The 23,234-nt window shown below is 72.9% G+C and carries 20 protein-coding genes; 19 read left to right on the top strand and 1 reads right to left on the bottom strand.

Annotation, left to right across the window (positions count from 1 at the left end):
• Positions 1-218 precede the first annotated feature (218 nt).
• The 16 genes from ACZ42X_RS03550 (at position 219) to ACZ42X_RS03475 (ending at position 20,872) form a co-directional block, all read left to right on the top strand.
• Positions 219-1,157, top strand: a complete 939-nt coding sequence (locus tag ACZ42X_RS03550; RefSeq protein ID WP_468283818.1) for a beta-ketoacyl-ACP synthase III — start codon at positions 219-221, stop codon at positions 1,155-1,157.
• A gap of 161 nt (positions 1,158-1,318) precedes the next feature.
• Positions 1,319-2,500, top strand: a complete 1,182-nt coding sequence (locus ACZ42X_RS03545; RefSeq protein ID WP_468283815.1) for an ROK family transcriptional regulator — start codon at positions 1,319-1,321, stop codon at positions 2,498-2,500.
• Between the two features lie 115 nt (positions 2,501-2,615).
• Positions 2,616-4,142, top strand: coding sequence for a sugar ABC transporter ATP-binding protein (locus ACZ42X_RS03540; protein WP_468283813.1), 1,527 nt, complete (start codon positions 2,616-2,618; stop codon positions 4,140-4,142).
• Positions 4,139-5,155, top strand: coding sequence for an ABC transporter permease (locus tag ACZ42X_RS03535; protein WP_468283811.1), 1,017 nt, complete (start codon positions 4,139-4,141; stop codon positions 5,153-5,155). The genes ACZ42X_RS03540 and ACZ42X_RS03535 overlap by 4 nt, the downstream gene beginning before the upstream one ends.
• A gap of 71 nt (positions 5,156-5,226) precedes the next feature.
• A complete protein-coding gene (locus ACZ42X_RS03530) occupies positions 5,227-6,264 on the top strand; it encodes a substrate-binding domain-containing protein (protein ID WP_361415631.1) in 1,038 nt (345 codons plus the stop codon).
• Between the two features lie 49 nt (positions 6,265-6,313).
• Positions 6,314-7,519: a Gfo/Idh/MocA family protein gene (locus ACZ42X_RS03525; RefSeq protein WP_468283808.1), complete on the top strand. Its 1,206-nt coding sequence runs from the start codon at positions 6,314-6,316 to the stop codon at positions 7,517-7,519.
• Between the two features lie 10 nt (positions 7,520-7,529).
• Positions 7,530-8,534: a sugar phosphate isomerase/epimerase family protein gene (locus ACZ42X_RS03520; protein ID WP_468283806.1), complete on the top strand. Its 1,005-nt coding sequence runs from the start codon at positions 7,530-7,532 to the stop codon at positions 8,532-8,534.
• 273 nt (positions 8,535-8,807) lie between these two features.
• A complete protein-coding gene (locus ACZ42X_RS03515) occupies positions 8,808-12,497 on the top strand; it encodes a ThuA domain-containing protein (RefSeq protein ID WP_468283804.1) in 3,690 nt (1,229 codons plus the stop codon).
• 73 nt (positions 12,498-12,570) lie between these two features.
• Positions 12,571-13,701, top strand: coding sequence for an inositol-3-phosphate synthase (locus ACZ42X_RS03510; RefSeq protein ID WP_468283802.1), 1,131 nt, complete (start codon positions 12,571-12,573; stop codon positions 13,699-13,701).
• A 161-nt stretch (positions 13,702-13,862) separates the two neighbouring features.
• Positions 13,863-14,876 (top strand): SCO3242 family prenyltransferase, encoded by a 1,014-nt coding sequence (locus ACZ42X_RS03505; RefSeq protein ID WP_468284126.1) that lies wholly within the window; start codon positions 13,863-13,865, stop codon positions 14,874-14,876.
• Positions 14,873-15,745 carry a sugar phosphate isomerase/epimerase family protein gene (locus ACZ42X_RS03500; protein WP_468283800.1) on the top strand — a complete coding sequence of 291 codons (873 nt, stop codon included), beginning with the start codon at positions 14,873-14,875 and terminating at the stop codon, positions 15,743-15,745. Before ACZ42X_RS03505 ends, ACZ42X_RS03500 begins: the two co-directional genes overlap by 4 nt.
• Positions 15,742-16,371, top strand: coding sequence for an EboA domain-containing protein (locus ACZ42X_RS03495; RefSeq protein ID WP_468283798.1), 630 nt, complete (start codon positions 15,742-15,744; stop codon positions 16,369-16,371). The genes ACZ42X_RS03500 and ACZ42X_RS03495 overlap by 4 nt, the downstream gene beginning before the upstream one ends.
• A complete protein-coding gene (locus ACZ42X_RS03490) occupies positions 16,371-17,219 on the top strand; it encodes a TatD family hydrolase (RefSeq protein ID WP_468283796.1) in 849 nt (282 codons plus the stop codon). The genes ACZ42X_RS03495 and ACZ42X_RS03490 overlap by 1 nt, the downstream gene beginning before the upstream one ends.
• A gap of 12 nt (positions 17,220-17,231) precedes the next feature.
• Entirely contained in the window at positions 17,232-18,401 is a 1,170-nt protein-coding gene (gene eboE / locus ACZ42X_RS03485) for a metabolite traffic protein EboE (protein WP_468283794.1), read from the top strand.
• Positions 18,398-19,801 carry a nucleotide pyrophosphatase/phosphodiesterase family protein gene (locus ACZ42X_RS03480; RefSeq protein WP_468283792.1) on the top strand — a complete coding sequence of 468 codons (1,404 nt, stop codon included), beginning with the start codon at positions 18,398-18,400 and terminating at the stop codon, positions 19,799-19,801. The genes eboE and ACZ42X_RS03480 overlap by 4 nt, the downstream gene beginning before the upstream one ends.
• A 33-nt stretch (positions 19,802-19,834) precedes the next feature.
• On the top strand, positions 19,835-20,872 hold the full coding sequence (locus ACZ42X_RS03475) for a sugar phosphate isomerase/epimerase family protein (RefSeq protein WP_468283790.1): 1,038 nt from the start codon (positions 19,835-19,837) through the stop codon (positions 20,870-20,872).
• Positions 20,873-20,924: 52 nt separating this feature from the next.
• Here ACZ42X_RS03475 and ACZ42X_RS03470 read toward each other — a convergent pair whose 3' ends face one another.
• The gene (locus tag ACZ42X_RS03470) at positions 20,925-21,200 is read right to left on the bottom strand and encodes a hypothetical protein (protein WP_468283788.1); all 276 of its coding nucleotides are present in this window, start codon (positions 21,198-21,200) and stop codon (positions 20,925-20,927) included.
• Positions 21,201-21,355: 155 nt separating this feature from the next.
• On the opposite strand from ACZ42X_RS03470, the gene ACZ42X_RS03465 reads away from it, so the two are divergent.
• Genes ACZ42X_RS03465 through ACZ42X_RS03455 form a run of 3 tightly spaced genes read left to right on the top strand, consistent with a single transcriptional unit; the run spans position 21,356 to position 23,111 of the window.
• Positions 21,356-21,736 (top strand): hypothetical protein, encoded by a 381-nt coding sequence (locus ACZ42X_RS03465; RefSeq protein WP_468283786.1) that lies wholly within the window; start codon positions 21,356-21,358, stop codon positions 21,734-21,736.
• Positions 21,733-22,593 (top strand): aldo/keto reductase, encoded by an 861-nt coding sequence (locus ACZ42X_RS03460; protein WP_468283784.1) that lies wholly within the window; start codon positions 21,733-21,735, stop codon positions 22,591-22,593. The genes ACZ42X_RS03465 and ACZ42X_RS03460 overlap by 4 nt, the downstream gene beginning before the upstream one ends.
• On the top strand, positions 22,590-23,111 hold the full coding sequence (locus ACZ42X_RS03455) for a hypothetical protein (RefSeq protein ID WP_468283782.1): 522 nt from the start codon (positions 22,590-22,592) through the stop codon (positions 23,109-23,111). The genes ACZ42X_RS03460 and ACZ42X_RS03455 overlap by 4 nt, the downstream gene beginning before the upstream one ends.
• Positions 23,112-23,234: the final 123 nt, after the last annotated feature.

The following is a 23,234-nucleotide window of genomic DNA, read 5'->3' as shown; positions in this document are numbered from 1 at the left end:
CCGTGGTTCTGGTGGCCTCGGTTCTGGCGCGGCCTCGACGATCTCATTCTCCTGCACCCGCGGGCCTCCCGGGCCGGCGGCCCCGGCCGCCCTGGCCGAACGATGTTGCGGAATCTCCAAGGTGCGGCCGTAATTCCTGTCGGAAAGGCTGCCCGGTTACTCACGAGTCGCTGGCGAGACTGGGGGCCACGCATCGCACAACCAAGGGGGTCCCGGGCATGACGGGCACTCGTATCGCCGCGCTCGGGCACTACCAGCCCGCCAAGGTACTGACGAACCACGACCTGACCGCGCTGGTCGACACCAGCGACGAGTGGATCACCAGCCGGGTCGGCATCCGCACCCGGCACGTCGCCGGCCCCGAGGAGCCGGTCGACGAGATGGCCGCGCACGCCGGCGCCAAGGCGCTCGCCTCCGCCGGGCTCACCCCCGCCGACGTCGACCTGGTCCTCGTCGCCACCTCCACGGCGATCGACCGCTCCCCGAACACCGCCGCCCGGGTCGCCGCCCGGCTCGGTATGGGCTCGCCCGCCACCATGGACCTCAATGTGGTGTGCGCGGGCTTCACCCACGCCCTCGCCACCGCCGACCACGCCATACGGGCGGGCTCGGCGACCCGCGCGCTCGTCATCGGCGCCGACAAGATGACCGAGGTCACCGACTGGACCGACCGCACCACCTGCGTCCTGGTGGGCGACGGAGCGGGCGCGGCCGTCGTCGAGGCGGCGCCGGACGCCGGAATCGGCCCCGTCCTGTGGGGCTCGGTCCCCGAGATGGGTCACGCCGTCCGGATCGAGGGCACCCCGCCGCGCTTCGCCCAGGAGGGGCAGACGGTCTACCGGTGGGCCACCACCCAGCTGCCGCCGATCGCCCGCCGGGTGTGCGAGCGGGCGGGTGTCGCGCCCGAGGAGCTCGCCGCGGTCGTGCTCCACCAGGCGAACCTGCGCATCATCGAACCGGTCGCCCGGAAGATCGGCGCGGTCAACGCCGTGATCGCCCGCGATGTGACCGAGTCCGGCAACACCTCGGCCGCCTCCATCCCGATGGCCTTCGCCAAGCTCGTCGAGCGCGGCGACCTGCCCTCCGGGGCGCCCGCGCTGCTCTTCGGCTTCGGCGGGAACCTCTCGTACGCGGGCCAGGTCGTCCGGATCCCCTGAGCGGGCCCGGACCCGGGCTGCGCGGCGGCTTTGTCCTCGGTGTGGAGAAAGTTCGCGCGGATTGCCGCGCAACTTCTTCCCCCTGCGGCAAAGCGCTGCTACGTTCCCCACCGAAAGCCGACGGAGGCCGGCCACACGGCGGGGAGGGGCGCGTGAGACGGATGACGGCTCGACCCGCCAACGCGCACCAGGCGCGGCTGCTGCGGCTGTTGCGTGACGGCGGCCCCAACTCCCGCGCCCAGCTGGGCGACCAGGTGGACCTGTCGCGCTCGAAGCTCGCCGTCGAGGTGGACCGGCTCCTGGAGACCGGCCTCGTGGTCGCCGACGGCCTCGCCGCCTCGCGCGGCGGACGGCGCTCGCACAATATCCGCCTCGCGCCCCAACTGCGCTTCCTCGGCGTCGACATCGGCGCGACCTCGGTCGACGTGGCCGTCACCAACGCCGAGCTGGAGGTCCTCGGCCACCTGAACCACCCCATGGACGTGCGCGAGGGCCCGGTCGCCGTCTTCGAGCAGGTGCTCGCCATGGCGGCCAAGCTCCGGGCGTCCGGCCTCGCCGAGGGTTTCGACGGCGCCGGGATCGGCGTGCCCGGACCGGTCCGCTTCCCCGAGGGCGTACCGGTCGCGCCGCCGATCATGCCCGGCTGGGACGGCTTCCCGGTCCGCGAGGCGCTCAGCCAGGAACTCGGCTGCCCGGTCATGGTCGACAACGACGTGAACCTGATGGCGATGGGGGAGCAGCACGCGGGCGTCGCGCGCTCCGTGGGCGACTTCCTCTGCGTCAAGATCGGCACCGGCATCGGCTGCGGCATCGTCGTCGGCGGCCAGGTCTACCGCGGTACGACCGGCAGCGCCGGCGACATCGGCCACATCCAGGTCGTCCCGGACGGCCGCGCCTGCGCCTGCGGCAACCGGGGCTGCCTGGAGGCCCACTTCAGCGGCGCGGCCCTGGCCCGCGACGCCGAGGACGCGGCGCGCGCCGGCCAGTCCGAGGAGCTCGCCCGGCGCCTGGAGGCGGCGGGACGGCTCACCGCCGTGGACGTCGCCGCGGCCGCGGCCGCCGGGGACGCCACCTCACTCGCCCTCATCCGGGAGGGCGGCAACCGCGTGGGCCAGGTCATCGCCGGGCTCGTCTCCTTCTTCAACCCGGGCCTGGTGGTGATCGGCGGCGGGGTGACCGGCCTCGGCCACACCCTCCTCGCCAGCGTCCGCACCCAGGTCTACCGCACCTCCCTGCCCCTGGCCACCGGCAACCTGCCCATCGTGCTGGGCGAGCTCGGCGCGGCCGCCGGAGTCATCGGCGCCGCCCGGCTCATCAGCGACCACCTGTTCTCCCCGGCCTGAGCCACCGCCCCACCGGCCGGAACGCGCACCACCTCGTACGTACGGACCCACGCGCACCTGGTACCCCGCCCTGTCCGCTCACCGGCACCGCACCCGCCCGCCGAGGGGATTCGTCATGGCAACACCAGAACCACCGCTCCTCACCATGTCCGGCATCACCAAGGCGTTCCCCGGCGTCCGGGCCCTCGACGGCGTCGACCTGGAGGTCCGCGCCGGCGAGGTCCACTGCCTGCTCGGCCAGAACGGTGCCGGCAAGTCCACCCTCATCAAGGTGCTCGCCGGCGCTCACCAGCCCGACGGCGGCGAGATCACCTGGCGCGGCACCCCCGTCACCCTCAGGTCGCCTATCGCCGCCATGCGCCTCGGCATCGCCACCATCTACCAGGAACTCGACCTGGTCGAGGGCCTGTCGGTCGCCGAGAACGTCTTCCTCGGCCACGAGCCGACCATCGCCGGATGCGTCGTCCGGGGCAGGAGCGCCCGCGCCGACACCGCCGCCCTGCTGCGCCGCCTCGGCCACCCCGAGATCGACCCGGCCCGCCCGGTCGGCGAACTCTCCGCCGCCCAGCGGCAGATCGTCTCCATGGCCCGCGCCCTCTCCCACGACGTACGGCTCATCGTGATGGACGAGCCGTCGGCCGCCCTCGACCCCGACGAGACCGCCAACCTCTTCCGGATCGTCGCCGACCTCACCGCCGACGGCGTCGCCGTCGTCTACATCTCCCACCGCCTGGAGGAGATCCGGCGCATCGGCGACCGGGTGACCGTCCTCAAGGACGGGCGTGCCGTGGCCGGGGGACTGCCCGCCGAGGACACCCCGACCCGGGACATCGTCGCCATGATGACCGGCCGCGACGTCGCGTACGTCTTCCCCGAGCGGCCCCCCGCAGCCCGCGCCCTCACCGGGCTGCCCGTCCTGAAGGTCGAAGGGCTGGCCCGTACGGGCGAGTTCGCGCCGGTCGACCTCGAACTGCGCCCCGGGGAGATCGTCGGCCTCGCCGGACTGGTCGGCTCCGGGCGCTCCGAGATCCTGGAGACCGTCTACGGCGCCCGCCGCCCGACCGCCGGGCGCGTCCTCGTCGACGGCAGGCCGCTGCGCCCCGGCAGCGTCCGCGCCGCCGTCCGGGCCGGGCTCGGCCTCGCGCCCGAGGAGCGCAAGGCTCAGGGCCTGCTCATGCTGGAGTCGGTCACCCGGAACGTCTCCGTCTCCTCCCTGCCCCGCTTCGCCCGCGCCGGCTGGCTCGACCGCACCGCCGAACGCGCGGCCGCCCGCCGCGCCACCCGCGAGCTGTCGCTGCGCCCCGACAACCCCGACGCCCCGGTCCGCACCCTCTCCGGCGGCAACCAGCAGAAAGCCGTGCTCGCCCGCTGGCTGCTGCGCGGCTGCCGCATCCTGCTCCTCGACGAGCCGACGCGCGGGGTCGACGTCGGCGCCCGCGCCGAGCTGTACGCCGTCATCCGGCGCCTCGCCGACGACGGGCTCGCCGTCCTCCTCGTCTCCAGCGAGGTCCCCGAAGTGCTGGGCCTCGCCGACCGGGTGCTGGTGCTCCGCGAAGGCCACGTCGTCCACACCGCACCGGCCCGGGAGCTCGACGAGCACCGCGTACTCGACCTCGTCCTGGAAGGGAGCCCGACGTCATGACGCAGTCCGCGCCCGTCACGACCGCCGAACCACCCGTCGGCAAAGCCGGTGGCCGACCGTCCCTCGGCCTGCGGGCCGACGTCCGCAACCTCTCCCTGCTGGGCGTCCTCGCCGTCCTCGTCGCGGTCGGTGGCATCACCAGGCCGGACCAGTTCCTCGCCGGCTCCAACCTCCAGCTGGTCCTGACCCAGGCGTCCGTCATCGGCGTCGTCACCGTCGGCATGACCTTCGTCATCACCAGCGGCGGCATCGACCTGTCGGTCGGCGCGATCGTCGCCCTCGCCTCCGTCTGGGCCACCACCGTCGCCACCCAGGAGTACGGCTTCGCCGGCATCCTCTTCACCGCGGTGGTCGTGGGGCTCGGCTGCGGCCTGGTGAACGGCCTGCTCATCGCGTACGGCGGGATGGTGCCCTTCATCGCCACCCTCGCCATGCTCGCCTCGGCCCGGGGCCTCGCGCTCCAGATCACCGACGGCAGGACCCAGATCGTCACCGTCCAGTCGGTCCTCGACCTGGGCGTCCCGGACGCGTACCTCCTCGGTGTGCCGCCGCTGGTGCTGGTCTTCGCCGCCGTCACCGTCATCGGCTGGCTGGTGCTCAACCGGACCACCTTCGGGCGGCGCACGGTCGCCGTCGGCGGCAACGCCGAGGCGGCCCGGCTCGCCGGCATCGACGTACGCCGCCAGCGCCTCTACCTCTACCTGCTGTCCGGGCTGTGCTGCGGCATCGCGGCCTTCCTGCTGATCGTCCTCTCCGGCTCCGGCCAGAACACCAACGGCAACCTGTACGAACTCGACGCCATCGCCGCCGCGATCATCGGCGGCACGCTGCTGAGCGGCGGGCGCGGCACGATCGTCGGCTCCGTGCTCGGCGTCCTCGTCTTCACCACGATCACCAACATCTTCGCCCTGAACAACCTCCAGAGCGACGTCCAGCAGATCGCCAAGGGCGCGATCATCGTCGCCGCCGTCCTGGTCCAGCGCCGCACCGCGCGCGGCCCCGGCGAGGCCTGACGCCCCGCCACCCCCCCTTGCCCCGTCCTCCGCCCCGTGTGACACCGCCCTACCGGAAGGGTCCCACCGCCATGCCACAAACCAGCCGCAGAGGGCTGCTGTTCGGCACCGCCGCCGTCTCCGCCGGCGCCCTCCTCACCGCCTGCACCAGCAACGAACCCAAGAACTCCACGCCCGCCACCAACAACGCCCCCGCCGCCGACGACAAGCCGGGCGAGCCCGTCACCATCGGCTTCGCCGGGCCGCAGGCGGACCACGGCTGGCTCAACGCCATCAACGTCAACGCCAAGGAGCGGGCGAAGAAGTACTCCGAGGTGACGCTGGAGATCACCGAAGGGTCGAACGACACCGCCACCCAGATCGGACAGATCCAGACCCTGATCAACAAGAAGGTCGACGTGCTGGTGATCCTGCCGGCCGACGGCAAGGCCCTCACCCAGGTGGGCCTCCAGGCCATGAAGGCCGGCATCCCCGTGATCAACCTCGACCGGATCTTCGCGTCCCCGCAGGCGTACCGCTGCTGGATCGGCGGCGACAACTACGGCATGGGCCTCAACGCCGGCCGGTACATCGGCGAACAGCTCAAGGACAAGCCGGACGCCACGGTCGTCGAGCTCGCCGGGCTCGACAACCTGGAGCTCACCAAGCAGCGCACCCAGGGCTTCGACGACGCCCTGAAGAACTACCCCAACATCCGGAAGGTGGCGCGGCAGGCCGCCGAGTTCACCGTCGAGTCCGGCCAGGCCAAGATGGCCCAGCTGCTCCAGGCCCAGCAGAAGTTCGACGCGCTGTGGAACCACGACGACGACCAGGGTGTGGGCGCGCTGCGCGCCATACAGCAGGCGGGCCGCGACGACTTCCTGATGGTCGGCGGGGCCGGGGCCAAGTCGGCGATGGACGCCATCAAGGCGGGGAACAGCGTGCTCAAGGCGACCGTCCTGTACCCGCCGACCATGGCCGCGTCCGCCATCGACCTGGCCCGCGCACTGGGCCAGAAGAAGGGCATCGGCGGCATGTCCGAGCTGGAGATCCCCGCCTCGATCACCCTGTACTCGGCGGTGGTGACCAAGGAGAACGTCGACGAGTACCTGCCCACGGGCTTCAGCTGACCCCTGGTCCGCCCGCCCCCACCGCGCACACGACGAGGAGGAACCCCGTATGGCACAGCAGGAGGCACCGCCGGAGGCACAGCGGAAACGGACCATCGGCATCGGCATGGTCGGGTACGCGTTCATGGGCGCCGCCCACTCCCAGGGCTGGCGCACCGTGGGCCGGGTCTTCGACCTGCCGCTGCGACCGGTCCTCGCCGCGGTCTGCGGGCGCGACGCCGCGGCCGTGCGGGCGGCCGCGGACAGACACGGCTGGGCCGCCGCCGAGACCGACTGGCGGGACCTCGTCGCGCGCGACGACGTACAGGTGGTGGACGTCTGCACCCCCGGCGACAGCCACGCCGAGATCGCCATCGCCGCGCTGGAGGCGGGCAAGCACGTGCTGTGCGAGAAACCCCTCGCCAACTCGGTCACCGAGGCCGAGGCCATGGCCGCGGCCGCCGAGCGGGCGCGCGGGCGCGGCCAGGTGGCGATGGTCGGCTTCAACTACCGGCGCGTGCCCGCCCTGGCGTACGCGCGGCGGCTCGTCGCGGAGGGCCGCCTCGGCGCCCTGCGGCACATCCGGGTGACGTACCTCCAGGACTGGCTCGTCGACCCGGACTTCCCGCTCACCTGGCGGCTGCGGCGCGAGCACGCCGGATCGGGCGCACTCGGCGACCTGGGCGCCCACATCGTGGACCTGGCGCAGTACCTGGCGGGGGAGAGGCTGGTGGGGGTCTCGGCGCTCACGGAGACCTTCGTACGGGAGCGGCCCCTGCTCGCCGGGGCGTCGGCCGGGCTCTCGGCGTCGGGGGGCACCGGGCGCGGGGCGGTCACGGTGGACGACGCGGCCGTGTTCACCGGGCGCCTGGCCTCCGGGGGGCTGGCCACCTTCGAGGCGACCCGGATGGCGGCGGGCCGCAAGAACGCCCTGCGCCTGGAGCTCAACGGCGAGCGCGGCTCGCTCGCCTTCGACCTGGAGCGGCTGAACGAACTCTCCTTCTACGACGGGGCCGATCCCGCCGAGTCGGCCGGATTCCGCCGGATCCTCGTCACCGAGCGGGACCACCCGTACCTGGAGGCGTGGTGGCCGCCGGGCCACGCCCTCGGCTACGAGCACACCTTCACGCACCAGGCGCGCGACCTGGTGCACGCCATCGCCGCGGGCACCGGCCCGGTCCCGTCCTTCGCCGACGGGCTGCAGGTGCAGCGGGTGCTGGCGGCCGTGGAGGAGAGCGCGGAGAAGAACGCCGTCTACACCCCCGTACCGCTGTAGGAGGTCCGCTGTGCCCCGTCCCTTCACCCTCTTCACCGGCCAGTGGGCCGACCTGCCGCTGGAGGAGGTCTGCCGGCTCGCCCGCGACTTCGGCTACGACGGCCTGGAACTCGCTTGCTGGGGCGACCACTTCGAGGTCGACAAGGCCCTCGCCGACCCCTCCTACCTGGCCGGGCGGCGGGCCCTGCTCGACAAGTACGGGCTCACGTGCTGGGCGATCTCCAACCACCTGGTGGGCCAGGCGGTCTGCGACCACCCCATCGACGAGCGCCACCAGGCCATCGTGCCGCCCAGGATCTGGGGCGACGGCGACCCCGAGGGCGTACGCCGGCGGGCGGCGCGCGAGATCGCCGACACCGCGCGGGCGGCGGCCGCCTTCGGCGTACGGACCGTCATCGGCTTCACCGGCTCGTCGATCTGGCACCTGGTGGCGATGTTCCCGCCGGTCCCGGAGCGGATGATCGAGCGCGGGTACGAGGACTTCGCCGCGCGCTGGAACCCGATCCTGGACGTCTTCGACGCGGAGGGCGTGCGCTTCGCCCACGAGGTCCACCCGAGCGAGATCGCGTACGACTACTGGACCACGCACCGCGCCCTGGAGGCGGTGGACCGGCGCCCGGCCTTCGGACTGAACTTCGACCCCAGCCACTTCGTCTGGCAGGACATCGACCCCGTCGGCTTCCTCTACGACTTCCGGGACCGGATCTACCACGTGGACTGCAAGGAGGCGCGGCGGCGGCTGGACGGCCGCAACGGCCGCCTCGGCTCGCACCTGCCGTGGGGGGACCCGCGGCGCGGCTGGGACTTCGTGTCGGCCGGGCACGGGGACGTGCCGTGGGAGGACGTGTTCCGGATGCTGCGCTCCATCGGCTACGACGGGCCGGTGTCGGTCGAGTGGGAGGACGCCGGCATGGACCGGCTGCAGGGTGCTCCGGAAGCGCTCGCCACGCTGAAGCGGTACGACTTCGAGCCGCCGACCGCCTCCTTCGACGCCGCCTTCGGAGGCGGTGAGTAACCCGTAACGGCAGGCCGGAGCCCGGCGGCGGACAGCCCGCCGGGCCGGTCCGCCCTGCCCGTAACCGGCTATGTCCTTCCCCGGGAGAAAGTCCAACCGAAGTCGCGCGCAAGGGCTTTCGGTGCCGGAACAACCCCGCTACGGTCCCTGAGGTGTCGCGGGACACCACAGGACCCGACACCCGCAGGACACGACCAGCGTGACGGCGCACGCCGGTCCCCGGACGCTCCCGGCCCCACGACACGTACCACCGGCCCTTTCCGGAGGACATTCGTGCACAGAAAGCAGCTCGGAGGGCGCAAGGCCCTCGCTCTCCTCACCGGCGGCCTGCTCGCCCTGACGTCGTTCGCGCTCGGCGCCTCGCCCCCTGCCGGGGAGAGCGCCGGCGAGGTGTCCGCCGAGGAGCAGTTCCAGCAGGTCACCCTCGCCAAGGGCGGCGAAGAGGTCGGCGAACCGATGTCGCTGGCCGTGCTGCCCGACCGCAGCGTGCTGCACACCTCGCGCAGCGGCGAACTCCGGCGTACCGACGCCGCAGGCAACACCAAGGTCATCGGCACGGTACCGGTCTACTCGCACGACGAGGAGGGCCTCCAGGGCATCGCCCTCGACCCCGGCTTCGAGCGGAACCGCGCGATCTTCCTGTACTACGCGCCCCCGCTCGACACCCCGGCCGGGGACGCCCCCAACGACGGCACGGCGGCCGACTTCGCGACGTACGAAGGCGTCAACCGCCTCTCGCGCTTCACCCTCAACGCCGATGGCACGCTCGACAACGCCAGCGAGAGGAAGGTCATCGACATCCCGGCCACCCGGGGCATCTGCTGCCACGTCGGCGGCGACATCGACTTCGACGCGCAGGGCAACCTGTACCTGTCGACCGGCGACGACTCCAACCCCTTCGCCTCTGACGGCTACACCCCCATCGACGACCGCCCCGGCCGCAACCCCGCCTACGACGCCCGCCGCACCTCCGGCAACACCAACGACCTGCGCGGCAAGATCCTCCGCATCAAGGTCGCCGACGACGGCTCGTACACCGTTCCGGACGGCAACCTCTTCGCCCCCGGCACGGCGAAGACCCGGCCCGAGATCTACGCCATGGGCTTCCGCAACCCCTTCCGCTTCAGCGTCGACCGGAAGACGGGCGTGCTGTACGTCGGCGACTACGGCCCCGACGCGGGCACCGCCGACCCCGCGCGCGGCCCGGCCGGCCAGGTCGAGTTCGCCCGCGTCACCAAGCCCGGAAACTTCGGCTGGCCCTTCTGCACCGGCGACAACGACCCGTACGTCGACTACGACTTCGCCACCAAGACCTCCGGCGCCCCCTTCGACTGCGCCGCGCCCAGGAACGACTCGCCGCTCAACACCGGCCTCGTCGACCTGCCGCCCGCCGAGCCCGCGTGGATCCCGTACGACGGCGGCTCGCTCCCCGCGTTCGGCTCCGGCTCCGAATCCCCGATGGGCGGACCGGTCTACCGCTACGACCCCACCAACACGTCGCCGGTGAAGTTCCCGGAGGCGTACGACGGGGACTTCTTCGCCGGTGAGTTCGGCCGCCGCTGGATCAAGCGCATCGAGCACGGTGCGGACGGGGCGGTGCAGTCCATCAACCCGGTGCCGTGGACCGGCACCCAGGTGATGGACATGGCCTTCGGCCCGGACGGGGCGCTGTACGTCCTCGACTACGGCACCGCCTGGTTCGGCGGCGACGAGAACGCGGGCCTGTACCGGATCGAGAACGCCACCGGCGGCCGCTCGCCCGTCGCCGAGGCCTCGGCGAACAAGACCTCCGGCAAGGCACCGCTGCGGGTCGCCTTCTCCTCGGCCGGCACGGCCGACGCCGACGGCGACGCCCTCACCTACCGCTGGGACTTCGGCGACGGCACCGGCACGTCGACGGCCGCCCACCCGACGTACACGTACCGGAAGAACGGCACCTACACGGCGACCGTCACCGCCACCGACCCGACCGGACGGACCGGCTCCGCCAGCGTCCACGTGGTCGTCGGCAACACCGCGCCCAAGGTGACGCTCGACCTGCCGCAGGACGGCGCGCTCTTCTCCTTCGGGGACGAGATCCCCTTCAAGGTGACCGTCACCGACCCCGAGGACGGCACGATCGACTGCGCCAAGGTCAAGGTGACGTACATCCTCGGCCACGACAGCCACGGCCACCCGGTGACCTCCGCCCAGGGCTGCTCGGGCACCATCAAGACGTCGGCGGACGGCGGACACGACCCGAACGCCAACATCTTCGGCGTCTTCGACGCCGAGTACACCGACGGCGGGGGCGGCGGCCAGGCGGCGCTGACCAGCCACGACCAGGCGCAGCTGCAGCCGCGCCACCGGCAGGCCGAGCACTTCTCGGCGCAGTCGGGCATCCGGACGTACGACAAGGCCGCCGCGCACGGCGGCCGGACCGTCGGCGACATCGACGACGGCGACTGGATCGCCTTCAAGCCCTATCTGCTGACCGGTTCCACCAAGCTCACCGCCCGGATCTCCTCCGGCGGCGCGGGTGGCTTCCTGGAGGTACGGGCCGGTTCGGCCGCCGGCACGCTGCTCGGCTCGGCCCCGGTGCCGGTGACCGGTGGCTGGGAGACCTTCCAGGACGTCGACGTACCGCTGCGGTCCGTACCGAAGCGGACCACCGAGCTGTTCCTGGTGTTCAAGGGCGGGACGGGAGCGCTGTACGACGTGGACGACTTCGAACTGTCCAGCACCCCGGTCGACCGGACAGCCAAACGGGTCCTGGTCTTCTCCAAGACCGCCGGATACCGCCACGACTCCATCCCGGCCGGCATCGCCGCCCTCAAGGAGCTGGGCGCGGCCGGCAACCTCACCGTCGACGCGACGGAGGAGGCGCGGCAGTTCACCACGAGCAACCTGGCACGGTACGACGCCGTCGTCTTCCTCTCGACGACGGGTGACGTGCTCAACGCCGAGCAGCAGAAGGCGTTCGAGGACTACGTCACCACGGGCGGCGGGTACGTCGGCATCCACGCGGCCGCGGACACCGAGTACGACTGGGAGTTCTACGGCGGGCTCGTCGGCGCGTACTTCGCCTCGCACCCGCACGTCCAGCCCGCCACGGTGCGGGTGGAGGACCACGACCACCCGGCCATGAAGGACGTCCCGGCGGCAGGCTGGGAGCGCACCGACGAGTGGTACAACTACCGAACCAACCCGCGCGGCCAGGCCCGCGTCCTCGCCACCCTCGACGAGACCACCTACCAGGGCGGCACCATGAAGGGCGACCACCCGATCGCCTGGTGCCAGAGTTACGAAGGCGGCCGCGCCTTCTACACCGGAGGCGGCCACACCGCCGAGTCCTACGCCGAACCGGCCTTCCGGCAGCACCTGCTGGGCGGCCTGCGCTACGCCACCGGCCAGGTCCGCGCCGACTGCTCGCCCCGTACCGGCTACCGGGACCTCTTCAACGGGCACACCCTGGAGGGCTGGAAGCAGGCCGGGCCGGGCAGCTTCAAGGTCGTGGACGGAGAGCTGCGCACCGAGGGTGGCTTGGGGCTGCTGTGGTATCAGGCGAGGTCGTTCTCGTCGTACTCGCTGACACTGGACTGGAAGGCGGAGGGCGACGACAACTCCGGCGTCTTCGTCGGCTTCCCGGCCTCCGACGACCCCTGGTCGGCGGTGCACAAGGGCTACGAGATCCAGATCGACGCGACGGACGCCGCGGACCGTACGACCGGCGCCGTCTACGGCTTCACGTCGGCCGACCTGAAGGCCCGTGACCGGGTGCTGCGGCCGCCCGGCCAGTGGAACACCTACGAGATCCGGGTCAGGGGCGAGCGCCTCCAGGTCTTCCTCAACGGCGTGAAGATCAACGACTTCACCAACACCGACCCGGAACGGAGCCTGGGGGACGGCCACATCGGCCTGCAGAACCACGGCGCCGGGGACCGAATGTCCTTCCGCGACATCCGGCTCAAGGAACTGTCCTGAAGCCGGCGGCGGGCGGGGAGGCGCCGTACCCCCCGCCCGCCGCCTTCCACGCACCTCATGGAGGAGGCCGGCCATGTCCGCTGCTGATCCACGTGCCGATCGACGTGTCGGGGTCTGGTTCGTCGGAGCCAGAGGCTCCGTGGCCACGACCGCGGTGGCCGGATGCGCGGCGGTCGCCGCGGGGCTGCACCCGCCGACGGGCATGGTGACCGAAACACCACCCTTCCGGGACAGCGGGCTGCCCACCCTGGCCTCCCTCGTCTTCGGCGGACACGACACGGCGGAGTGCCCGCTGCCCAAGCGGGCGGAGGAGCTGACGGCGGCCGGCGTCCTGCCGCACGGCCTGGCGGCCGCCGTGCGGGCGGAACTCTCCGCGGCGGACGGCGAGATCCGCCCCGGCGGCCCGGTGGCCGGCGACACGCGCACCGACGAGGAGCTCATCGCCGCGTTCGCGGCCGACCTCGCGGACTTCACCGTCCGTCAGGGCCTGGCCCGCACGGTCGTCGTCAACGTCGCCTCCACCGAGCCGGTCCCGGACCCCGACGACGTACGGCTTCCGCCCAGCTCCCTCTACGCGGCCGCCGCACTGCAGGCCGGCTGCCCCTACGTGAACTTCACCCCCTCCACCGGGCTCCGCGCCCCGGCCCTCGCCGACGCCGTGGCCGTGAGCGCCGTCCCGCACGCGGGCCGGGACGGCAAGACCGGCCAGACGCTGCTGCGCTCGGTCCTCGCCCCGATGTTCGTGCAGCGCGCCCTGTCCGTACGGGCCTGGTCCGGCACCAACCTGCTCGGCGGCGGCGACGGCGCGGCGCTGGCCGACCCGGCGGCCGCCGCCGCGAAGAACGCCGGCAAGGAACGCGTCCTGGCCGAGACCCTGGGCCACGCCCCGGAGGGCGAGGTCCACATCGACGACGTCCCGGCGCTGGGGGAGTGGAAGACCGCCTGGGACCACATCGCCTTCGACGGCTTCCTCGGGTCCCGGATGATCCTCCAGACCATCTGGCAGGGCTGCGACTCCGCCCTCGCCGCCCCCCTGGTCCTGGACCTGGCCCGCCTGGTGGCCCGCGCCCACGAGACCGGCCTGACCGGGCCCTTGCCCGAACTCGGCTTCTACTTCAAGGACCCCGACGCGGGCCCCGCGGCCCTCGCGGACCAGTACGCCGCGCTCCTGGCTTTCGCGACCCGCCTGCGGGGGGCCCGGTGAGGGGCGCGGAGGGACAGGGCGTGGGGGGACAGGGCGTGGGGGGACGGGGCGCTGAGGGGTGGGGCGCGGAGGGAAAGAGCTCGGAGCGACAGGGCGCGGAGGGACGGGGCGCGGAGGGACAGGGCGCGGGGCCGGTGGCACCGGGGCGGGGCCGCACCCTGCTGGTCCGCAGCTTCGGCACGCCGGACCGCCGCAGGCCGCGGCTGCGGGCATGGGCGGAACTCCTGCGTGTCTCCGCGCTCTTCAGCGTGCCGGGCGACGCGCTCGCCGGCGCCGCGGCGGCGGGCCTGCGACCGAACCGGCGCACCGCGCTCGCGGTCGGCGCCTCGCTGTGCCTGTACGAGGCGGGCATGGCCCTCAACGACTGGGCCGACCGGAACGAGGACGCCCTCGACCGCCCGCACCGGCCGCTCCCCTCGGGGCGCGTCACCCCGCGCGCGGCCCTGGCCGCCTCCGCCGCGCTGACCGCCACGGGCCTGGCCCTCGCCGCCCGCGCGGGCCGCGCGCCCCTGGCGGTGGCGTCGGCCCTGGCGGTGGCGGTCTGGTCGTACGACCTCCACCTCAAGCACACCCCCGCGGCGCCCGCCACCATGGCTGCGGCCCGCGCCCTGGACCTCCTCCTCGGCGCGACGGCCACGGCGACCCCCGCCGACCGGGCGGCGGGGCAGGCACCGGGTCAGGCGGCGGCCGGGGCGGCGCGGGCCGCCCTGCCGTCGGCCGCCGTGCTGGGGGCGCACACGTACGCGGTGACGGCGGTCTCCCGCCACGAGGCCCACGGCGGCTCGACGACGGCCCCCCTCGCCGCCCTCGCGGCCACCACGGCCCTGGCCGCCCTGTTGGCCCGGGGCGCTGCGCGATGTGTCGCCGCCGCCAGGGGCGAGCGCACGGCGGCCGTCCCCTGGCCCGCGGGCCAGGCGACGGCGGGTCGCGCCGCCGCACTCGCCGCCGCAGTTGGCACCATGGCCTACGCCCGCACCGCCGGCGTGCCCTTCCTCCACGCCGCGCTCAACCCCTCCCCACACCTCACCCAACGCGCCGTCGGCGGCGGCATCCGCGCCATGATTCCGCTGCAGGCCGCGCTCGCCGCACGCGGCGGTGCCCTCGGCGCCGGGCTCGCCGTCATGGGGCTCGCCCCGCTCGCCCGGGCGCTCGCACGCAAGGTGAGCCCCACATGACCGCCACCCCCGCTCCCACGGGACTCCGCTTCGGCTACGGCACCAACGGCCTCACCGACCTCCGTCTCGACGACGCCCTCGCCCTGCTCGCCGACCTCGGGTACGACGGCGTCGGGCTGACCCTTGACCACATGCACCTCGACCCCCTCGCTCCGGACCTCGCCGCCCGCACCGACCGCGTCGCCCGCCGCCTGGGCGAACTCGGCCTGGGCGTCACCGTCGAGACCGGCGCCCGCTACGTCCTGGACCCCCGCCGCAAGCACGGCCCGTCCCTGCTGGACCCCGACCCGGACGGGCGCGCCGCCCGCACCCGGCTGCTGCTGCGGGCCGTGCGGATCGCCGCGGACCTCGGCGCCCACGCCGTGCACTGCTTCAGCGGCACCGTCCCCGACGGCACGTCCCCCGCCACCGCGTGGCAGCGGCTCGAAGAGGCACTCACCCCCGTCCTGGACGCCGCGGCCACCGTCGGTGTCCCCCTCGCCGTCGAACCCGAACCCGGTCACCTCCTCGCCACCCTCGACGACTTCCACCGCCTGCGCCGCACCCTCGGCGACCCCGCTCCCCACCTCCTCGGTCTCACCCTCGACATCGGCCACTGCCAGTGCCTGGAACCCGCACCACCCGCCGACTGCGTCCGTGCCGCCGCGCCCTGGCTGCACCACGTCCAGATCGAGGACATGCGCCGCGGCGTCCACGAGCACCTGCCGTTCGGCGAGGGCGAGATCGACTTCCCGCCCGTCCTGGCGGCCCTTACCGCCACCGGCTACCAGGGCCTGACCGTCGTCGAACTGCCCCGCCACTCCCACGCGGGCCCCGAACTCGCCCGCGCGTCCATCGAGTTCCTCACGAAGGGAGCGCCGGCACTGTGACGCCGATCCGCACCGAACTGGACGGCCGGCTCGGCGGCGCCGCCCGCGCCTGGCTGGACGAGGCCCTCGCCGAAGCCGCCCACGCCGCCGCTTCCGCCCCCACCGCACCGGACCCCGACCCCGCCGGCGGACCGCCCTCCTGGGAGCTGCGGTTCGCCTCCGCCGGGCGCCACTGCGGCCAGGAACACGCCGACTCCGTACGCACCCTCCTCCTCCGCGAGGCCCGCGCCGACACGGACACCCTCACCCGCCTCTACCACCACGGCACCGCCGCCGAGCGGCGCGCCGTCCTGCTCGCCCTCCCTTCGCTGGTCCCCGGACCGGAGGCGCTGCCCCTGGTCGAGGACGCCCTGCGCACCAACGACACCCGGCTGGTCGCCGCCGCCGTCGGCCCGTACGCCGCCGCCCACCTCGATCCGCACTCCTGGCGCCACGCCATCCTCAAGTGCCTCTTCACCGGCGTCCCGCTCGACGCCGTCGCCGGCCTGCCCGAGCGGGCCCGCGGCGACAACGAGCTGGTCCGGATGCTCGCCGACTACGCCGCCGAACGCACCGCCGCGGGCCGCCCCGTCCCCGCCGACCTCCACCGCGCCCTCGCCGCGACCGTTCCCCCGGAGGAGTCCTGATGCGCATCTTCGACCCGCACATCCACATGACCTCCCGCACCACGGACGACTACCAGGCGATGTACGACGCCGGGGTCCGCGCCGTCGTCGAACCCTCGTTCTGGCTCGGTCAGCCCCGCACCTCGCCCGCCAGCTTCTTCGACTACTTCGACGCGCTGCTCGGCTGGGAGCCCTTCCGCGCCGCGCAGTACGGCATCGCCCACCACTGCACCCTCGCCCTCAACCCCAAGGAGGCCAACGACCCCCGCTGCACACCCGTCCTCGACGCGCTGCCGCGCTATCTCGTCAAGGACTCCGTCGTCGCCGTCGGCGAGATCGGCTACGACTCCATGACCCCCGCCGAGGACACCGCCCTCGCCGCGCAGCTCCAGCTCGCCGCCGACCACGGCCTGCCCGCCCTCGTCCACACCCCGCACCGCGACAAACTGGCCGGACTGCGCCGCACCCTCGACGTCGTCCGCGAATCCCACCTCCCCCCGGAGCGGGTCCTGCTCGACCACCTCAACGAGACCACCGTGAAAGAGGCCGCCTCCAGCGGCGCCTGGCTCGGTTTCTCCATCTACCCCGACACCAAGATGGACGAGGAGCGGATGGTCGCGGTCCTCAAGGCGTACGGCACCGAGCGCATCCTCGTGAACTCGGCCGCCGACTGGGGCAGGAGCGACCCGCTCAAGACCCGCAAGGTCGGCGATGCCATGCTCGCCGCCGGATTCACGCCCGACGACGTCGACCGGGTCCTGTGGCGCAACCCCGTCGCCTTCTACGGCCTCAGCGGACGCCTCCACCTCGACCTCCCTTCTCCGGGCCCCCTCCACGAGGGCAACTCGATCCTCCGCGGCGGGGAATGAGAGGAGCCGGCCATGCGCTTCCGCCACCCGGACGGCTCCACCATCCACCTCGCCTACTGCACCAACGTCCACCCCGCCGAGACCCTCGACGGAGTCTTCGCCCAACTGCGGGACCACTGCGAACCCGTCCGCAGACGCCTCGGCCGCGACCGCCTCGGCATCGGTCTCTGGCTGGCCAAGGACGCCGCCCACGCGCTGACCGCCGACCCCGCCGCCCTCCGCGGCCTGCGCGCCGAACTCGACCGGCGCGGCCTGGAGGTCGTCACCCTCAACGGCTTCCCGTACGAGGGCTTCGGCGCCCAGGAGGTCAAGTACCGCGTCTACCAACCCGACTGGACCCGGCCCGAACGCCTGGCCCACACCACCGACCTGGCCCGCCTCCTCGCGGCGCTCCTCCCGGACGACGTCACCGAGGGCTCCGTCTCCACCCTGCCGATCGCCTGGCGCACCCCCTTCGACACCGCCGCCGCCGACACCGCCCGCGCCGCGCTCACCACCCTCGCCGAACGCCTGGACGCACTCGAGGAACTCACCGGCAAATCCCTGCGGGTCGGCCTCGAACCCGAGCCCGGCTGCACCATCGAGACCACCGCAGACGCGATCGGCCCGCTCACCGCCGTATCGAGCCCCCGCATCGGCGTCTGCGTCGACACCTGCCATCTCGCCACCTCCTTCGAAGACCCGCACACCGCCCTGGACGCGCTCGTCGCGGCGGGCATCGCCATCCCCAAGGCCCAGCTCTCGGCCGCCCTGCACGCCGAGCACCCGCACCTCCCCGAAGTACGCGAGGCACTCGCCGCCTTCGCCGAGCCCCGCTTCCTCCACCAGACGCGCACCCGGACCGCCGCCGGCCTGCGCGGCACCGACGACCTCGCCGAGGCGCTCGCCGCTGACGCGCTCCCCGACGGCGCCCCCTGGCGCGCCCACTTCCACGTCCCCCTGCACAGCCCGGCCGCCCCGCCGCTCACCTCCACGCTCCCCGTACTCCAAGGCGCCCTGGCCCGGCTCGTCGGAGGCCCGGTCCCGCACACCCGCCACCTGGAGGTCGAGACCTACACCTGGGAGGCCCTGCCGCCCGAGCTGCGCCCCCGCACCCGCGGCCGGCTCGCGGACGGCATCGCCGCCGAGCTGAGCCTGGCCCGTGACCTCCTCACCGACCTCGGCCTCAAGGAACTCCCATGACACGGCCCACCCCCCTCCTGGTCCTGGACGTCGTCGGCCTCACCCCCCAGCTCCTCGACCACATGCCGAACCTCAAGCGGCTCGCCCGCACCGGCTCCCACGCCCCCCTCGACACCGTCCTGCCCGCCGTCACCTGCACCGCCCAGTCCACCTTCCTCACCGGAACCCTCCCCTCCGAACACGGCATCGTCGGCAACGGCTGGTACTTCCGCGAACTCGGCGACGTCCTGCTGTGGCGCCAGCACAACCGGCTCGTCTCCGGCGACAAGCTCTGGGACGCCGCACGCCGCGCCCACCCCGGCTACACCGTCGCCAACATCTGCTGGTGGTACGCCATGGGTGCGGACACCGACATCACCCTCACCCCCCGCCCCATCTACTACGCCGACGGCCGCAAGGAACCCGACTGCTACACCCGGCCACCCGCCCTGCACGACGAACTGACCGAGAAATTCGGCACCTTCCCCCTCTTCCACTTCTGGGGCCCCGGCGCCGACATCGTCTCCAGCCAGTGGATCACCGACGCCACCCGCCACATCCTCCGCACCCGCACCCCCGACCTCGCCCTCTGCTACCTCCCGCACCTCGACTACGACCTCCAGCGCTACGGCCCCGACGACCCGCGCTCCCACCAGGCCGCCACCGACCTCGACACGGTCATGGCCCCCCTCCTCGACGACGCCCGGGCCGAAGGCCGTACCGTCGTCGCGCTCTCCGAGTACGGCATCACCCGCGTGACCCGGCCCATCGACATCAACCGCGCCCTGCGCCGCGCGGGCCTGCTGGAGGTCCACACCCAGGACGGCATGGAGTACCTCGACCCCATGGCCTCCCGGGCCTTCGCCGTCGCAGACCACCAACTCGCCCACGTCTACGTACGACGCCCGGAGGACCTCGATGCCACCCGGGAGGTCCTCGCCGGCCTCCCCGGCCTCGACCGGCTGCTCGACGACGAAGGCAAGAAGGCCCACGGCCTCGACCACCCGCGCTCCGGCGAGCTCGTTGCCATCGCCGAACCCGACGCCTGGTTCACGTACTACTACTGGCTCGACGACACCCGCGCCCCCGACTTCGCCCGGCTCGTCGACATCCACCGCAAACCCGGCTACGACCCCGCCGAGCTGTTCATGGATCCCCTCGACCCGTACGTACGGCTCAAGGCCGCCACGGCGATCGCACGCAAGAAACTGGGCATGCGCTACCGCCTGGCGGTCGTGCCCCTCGACCCCTCACCTATTCGCGGCAGCCACGGCCGCCTCCCCACGAGCGACGCCGGTGACAACGGGGACAACGGGGACAACGGTCCACTCATCATCTGCTCCACCCCCCGAGCCCTGCCCGGCCGCGTCGCGGCCACCGATGTGAAGTCCCTGCTGCTTCAACTCGCTGGTCTCCACTGAAGCACACGCCGCTGACAACGAGGAGTTATCCACATGCCCCGCACGACCAGCAGCACCGATCCCGAGCTCGCCCACCGCCTCAGCAGACGCGGCATGCTCGGCGTCGCCGCCGGCGCCACCGCCGCAGCCCTCCTCGGCCCCACCACCGCCACCGCGTCGGCCGCGGAAGCCACCGGCCGGGGCCATGGCCGGCCCGTCCTTCCACCCGGCCGCCTCGGCATCCAGCTCTACTCACTGCGCGACAAGGTCTCCACCCTCGGCTTCGGCCCCGTCTTCGAAGAGCTCCGGCGCCACGGCTACGACGAGGTCGAGTACGCCGGCTACTCCCAGGGCTCCGCCGGCCCCCTCACCCTCGCCGAGCTCAGGCGCCTCACCCGCGACCACGGCCTGCGCGCCATCGGCAGCCACGTCGGCTACTACTCCTCCGACCCCACGGCGTACACCTTCGCGCAGAACCTCACCAAGGTCCTCGACGACGCCCAGGCCCTCGGCCTCAAGCACATCGGCACCGCCTCCGGCCCCTGGCGCTACGGCGCCACCGTCGACGGCTGGAAGCGCTGCGCCGAGGAGTTCAACCACTACGGCGCCGAGGCGAAGAAGCGCGGCATGAAGTTCTACCAGCACAACCACGCCGAGGAGTTCTCCTTCGCCACCGACCGGCCCGACGTACGCCTCTACGACGTCCTGCTCGCCGAAACCGACCCCGACCTCGTCTACCTCGAGATGGACATCTACTGGGCGTACGCCGGCCGCTTCCGCTTCGGCAAGCGCGCCGACGGCACCCCCGCCCCCTTCGACCCGCTCGACTACGTGCTCCGGCAGCCCGACCGCTACCCGCTCTTCCACGTCAAGGACGGCGAACGCGACGACACCGCCCGCGACGGCTACCGGATGGTGGACGTCGGGGACGGAGACATCGACTACCGGCGCTTCATCTCGGCGGTCACCCGCACCCCCGGCGGCCGCCGCGACCACCACTGGCAGGCGGAACACGACAACCCGGTCGAGTCCTTCACCTTCGCCCGCAAAGCCGCCGCCCACCTCCACTCACTCCGTGAGAAGGACTGCTGAACACATGGTTCGCCGGACCGGCGTCCGGCGAACCATCGTCACCTGCCCGTCCTCACTGCAGCCGCTCGGGCCAGATGTAGTACGAGTTGAACGGACCGCCGCTGATATGAACGAGTTCGACGAAACCTCCCCGGATCGCCGCTTCGGGTGAGCGGAGGTTCCTGGCGTCGACGCAGATGCCGTTCACCTTGTGCTCTGGTTCGAGACGCGACCGGAAGAACCTCTCCGGGTCCTCTTGCAACGCCTGCCAGTCTCCTTCGCCGACCTCCACCGCGAACACCTCGAGGGACTGCGAGGCGATCTCACTTTTCCGGGTCACCATGCTCATGGTTCTGCTCCCTGTAGCCGAGGGCACTCCTTCCCAGCCTGCGGGGGCGGTGTAGATCGGCAACTCACGCGCGGCGTTCCTACGCCATGAGGGTCTGGCTGACGATCGACGCGCATGACCGTCTGCGGGACGATGCCCGGATGGATCTCATCCGTATGAGCGAGCGTGAATACTTCGCCAACGTCGCCAAGCGGCCCGGCATGTTCATCGGGCGGACGACACTGAGCGGCCTGGAAGGGTACCTGGAGGGCTACCACCAGCACTCCCGGCGCCACGGCGGGCCGGGGCTGGACTGGCGGGAGTGGCTTGTTCACCGGGGAAAGCGCGACTGCAACCACGACTGGGCCGGTCTGGTCCGCCATATAGCCCTTCCCGAGGGATGGGAGGCCGAGCTCACCCCTGAGCAGGAGTCGCGCGTCATCAAGGTGCTGTTCGAGCTGCTCGACGAGTTCCTCGCAGAGCGCGAGGGCGCCGTACAGGGGGGTGCTGTCAGAGGGCCCGGGTATCGTCGGGCCGACAAGGGGGGAAACCGATGACTTCTGGCATACCGAATACTCCGGACGCGGCGCGCACGTTCTCCATCGGGGGCGAATACCGGGTAGCCCGCCTCGGGTTCGGCGCCATGCGCCTGCCGACCCTGCCCGGCCCCGGGCGGGACACCGCCATCGCGGTGGCCCGGCGCGCTGTCGAGCTCGGCGTCACCCTGATCGACACCGCCCACCTGTACGGATGGGGCGCCAACGAAGAACTCCTGGCCGAGGCCCTGTACCCGTACCCGGACGACCTGCTGATCGCCACCAAGGTCGGGGTCACTCAGTCCGGGCCCGAAGGGTGGGCGTACGACGCACGGCCGGAAAGCCTGCGGGAGCAGGTGGAACAGGGCCTGCGCCGGCTCCGCACCGAGCGCATAGGCCTCCTGCAGCTGCACCGGATCGACCCGGAGATCCCGGTCGCCGAACAGGTCGGCGCGCTCCGCGAGCTCCAGCTCGAAGGGAAGATCGGGCACATCGGGCTGTCCGAGGTCACCACCGCGCAGCTTGCCGAGGCCCGGCAGGCCGCCGAGATCGCGAGCGTCCAGAACCGCTACAACCTCTTCGACCGCGACCACGAGCCGGTTCTGGAGGCATGCGAGGCCGGCGGCATCGCCTTCCTTCCCTGGCGTCCCGTCGCCGCGGAAACCGACTCCGGCCGGGCGTCCGTGCTCGCGACCGTCGCCGCCGAGCTCGAAGCCACCGTCCCGCAGGTCCTGCTCGCCTGGCTGCTCGCCCGCTCCCCGGTCGTCCTGCCGATCCCCGGAACGGGCTCGGCCGCCCACCTGGAGGAGAACCTCGCCGCGGCGGACCTCCGGCTCACCGACGCACAGCGGCAGCGCCTCGACCGTACGGCCGCATGACGTCCATGGGGGTGCTGGCGGAGCTGGAAGCCGGCATGGCGGCACTTTCCACGCCGATGCGGGTGTACGTGGCGGCCGGCCGTTTCACCGAGCCGGGCCCGGGCCCGCGCCGGGGCTCCAGCCCCGGCCTGTCGGCGCCGGCGGCCCGGATCCGTACGCTCCTGGCCGCGGTCGCGGCGGACGAGGCTTGGCGGCGCTTCCTGCCCGGGTACGCCCCGCCCTCCGTCCCCGAGATCCGCGCGGCCCTCGAACCGGTGGAAACGCACGAGGCCGCGGCCTTCCTGGCTCGGCTCGCGACCGTCGACCTGGTCTGGCCGAACCACCGGCACCTGCCCGTCGAGACCGCGGAGCGTGCGGCGGAACGGGTGGTGTCCCTGTTGGGACCGGAGGCCGAATGGTGGACCAACCACGACGCCGCATGCGGCGCCGTGAACGGACTCACACCCCTGTTCGACAGCCTGCTCGCCGGAACGGACGGTGAGTACTTCGCGCTGGCCTTGCAGATCGGCGACGACTGACCGCCGCGGCCCACCCTCCCGAGCCCCCCGAGCACAATCAGTGTGCCCGTGGCAACGCACTGTGCGCCCTGCCCCCGCGGCCCCGCCGACGAGCCGCCCCGGCCGCCTGACCACGGGATATGC

The organism is Streptomyces sp. NPDC030862 (assembly GCF_055571835.1).
The sequence above is the reverse complement of the archived record's forward strand: the minus strand, read 5'-3'. Positions and strand labels throughout refer to the sequence as shown.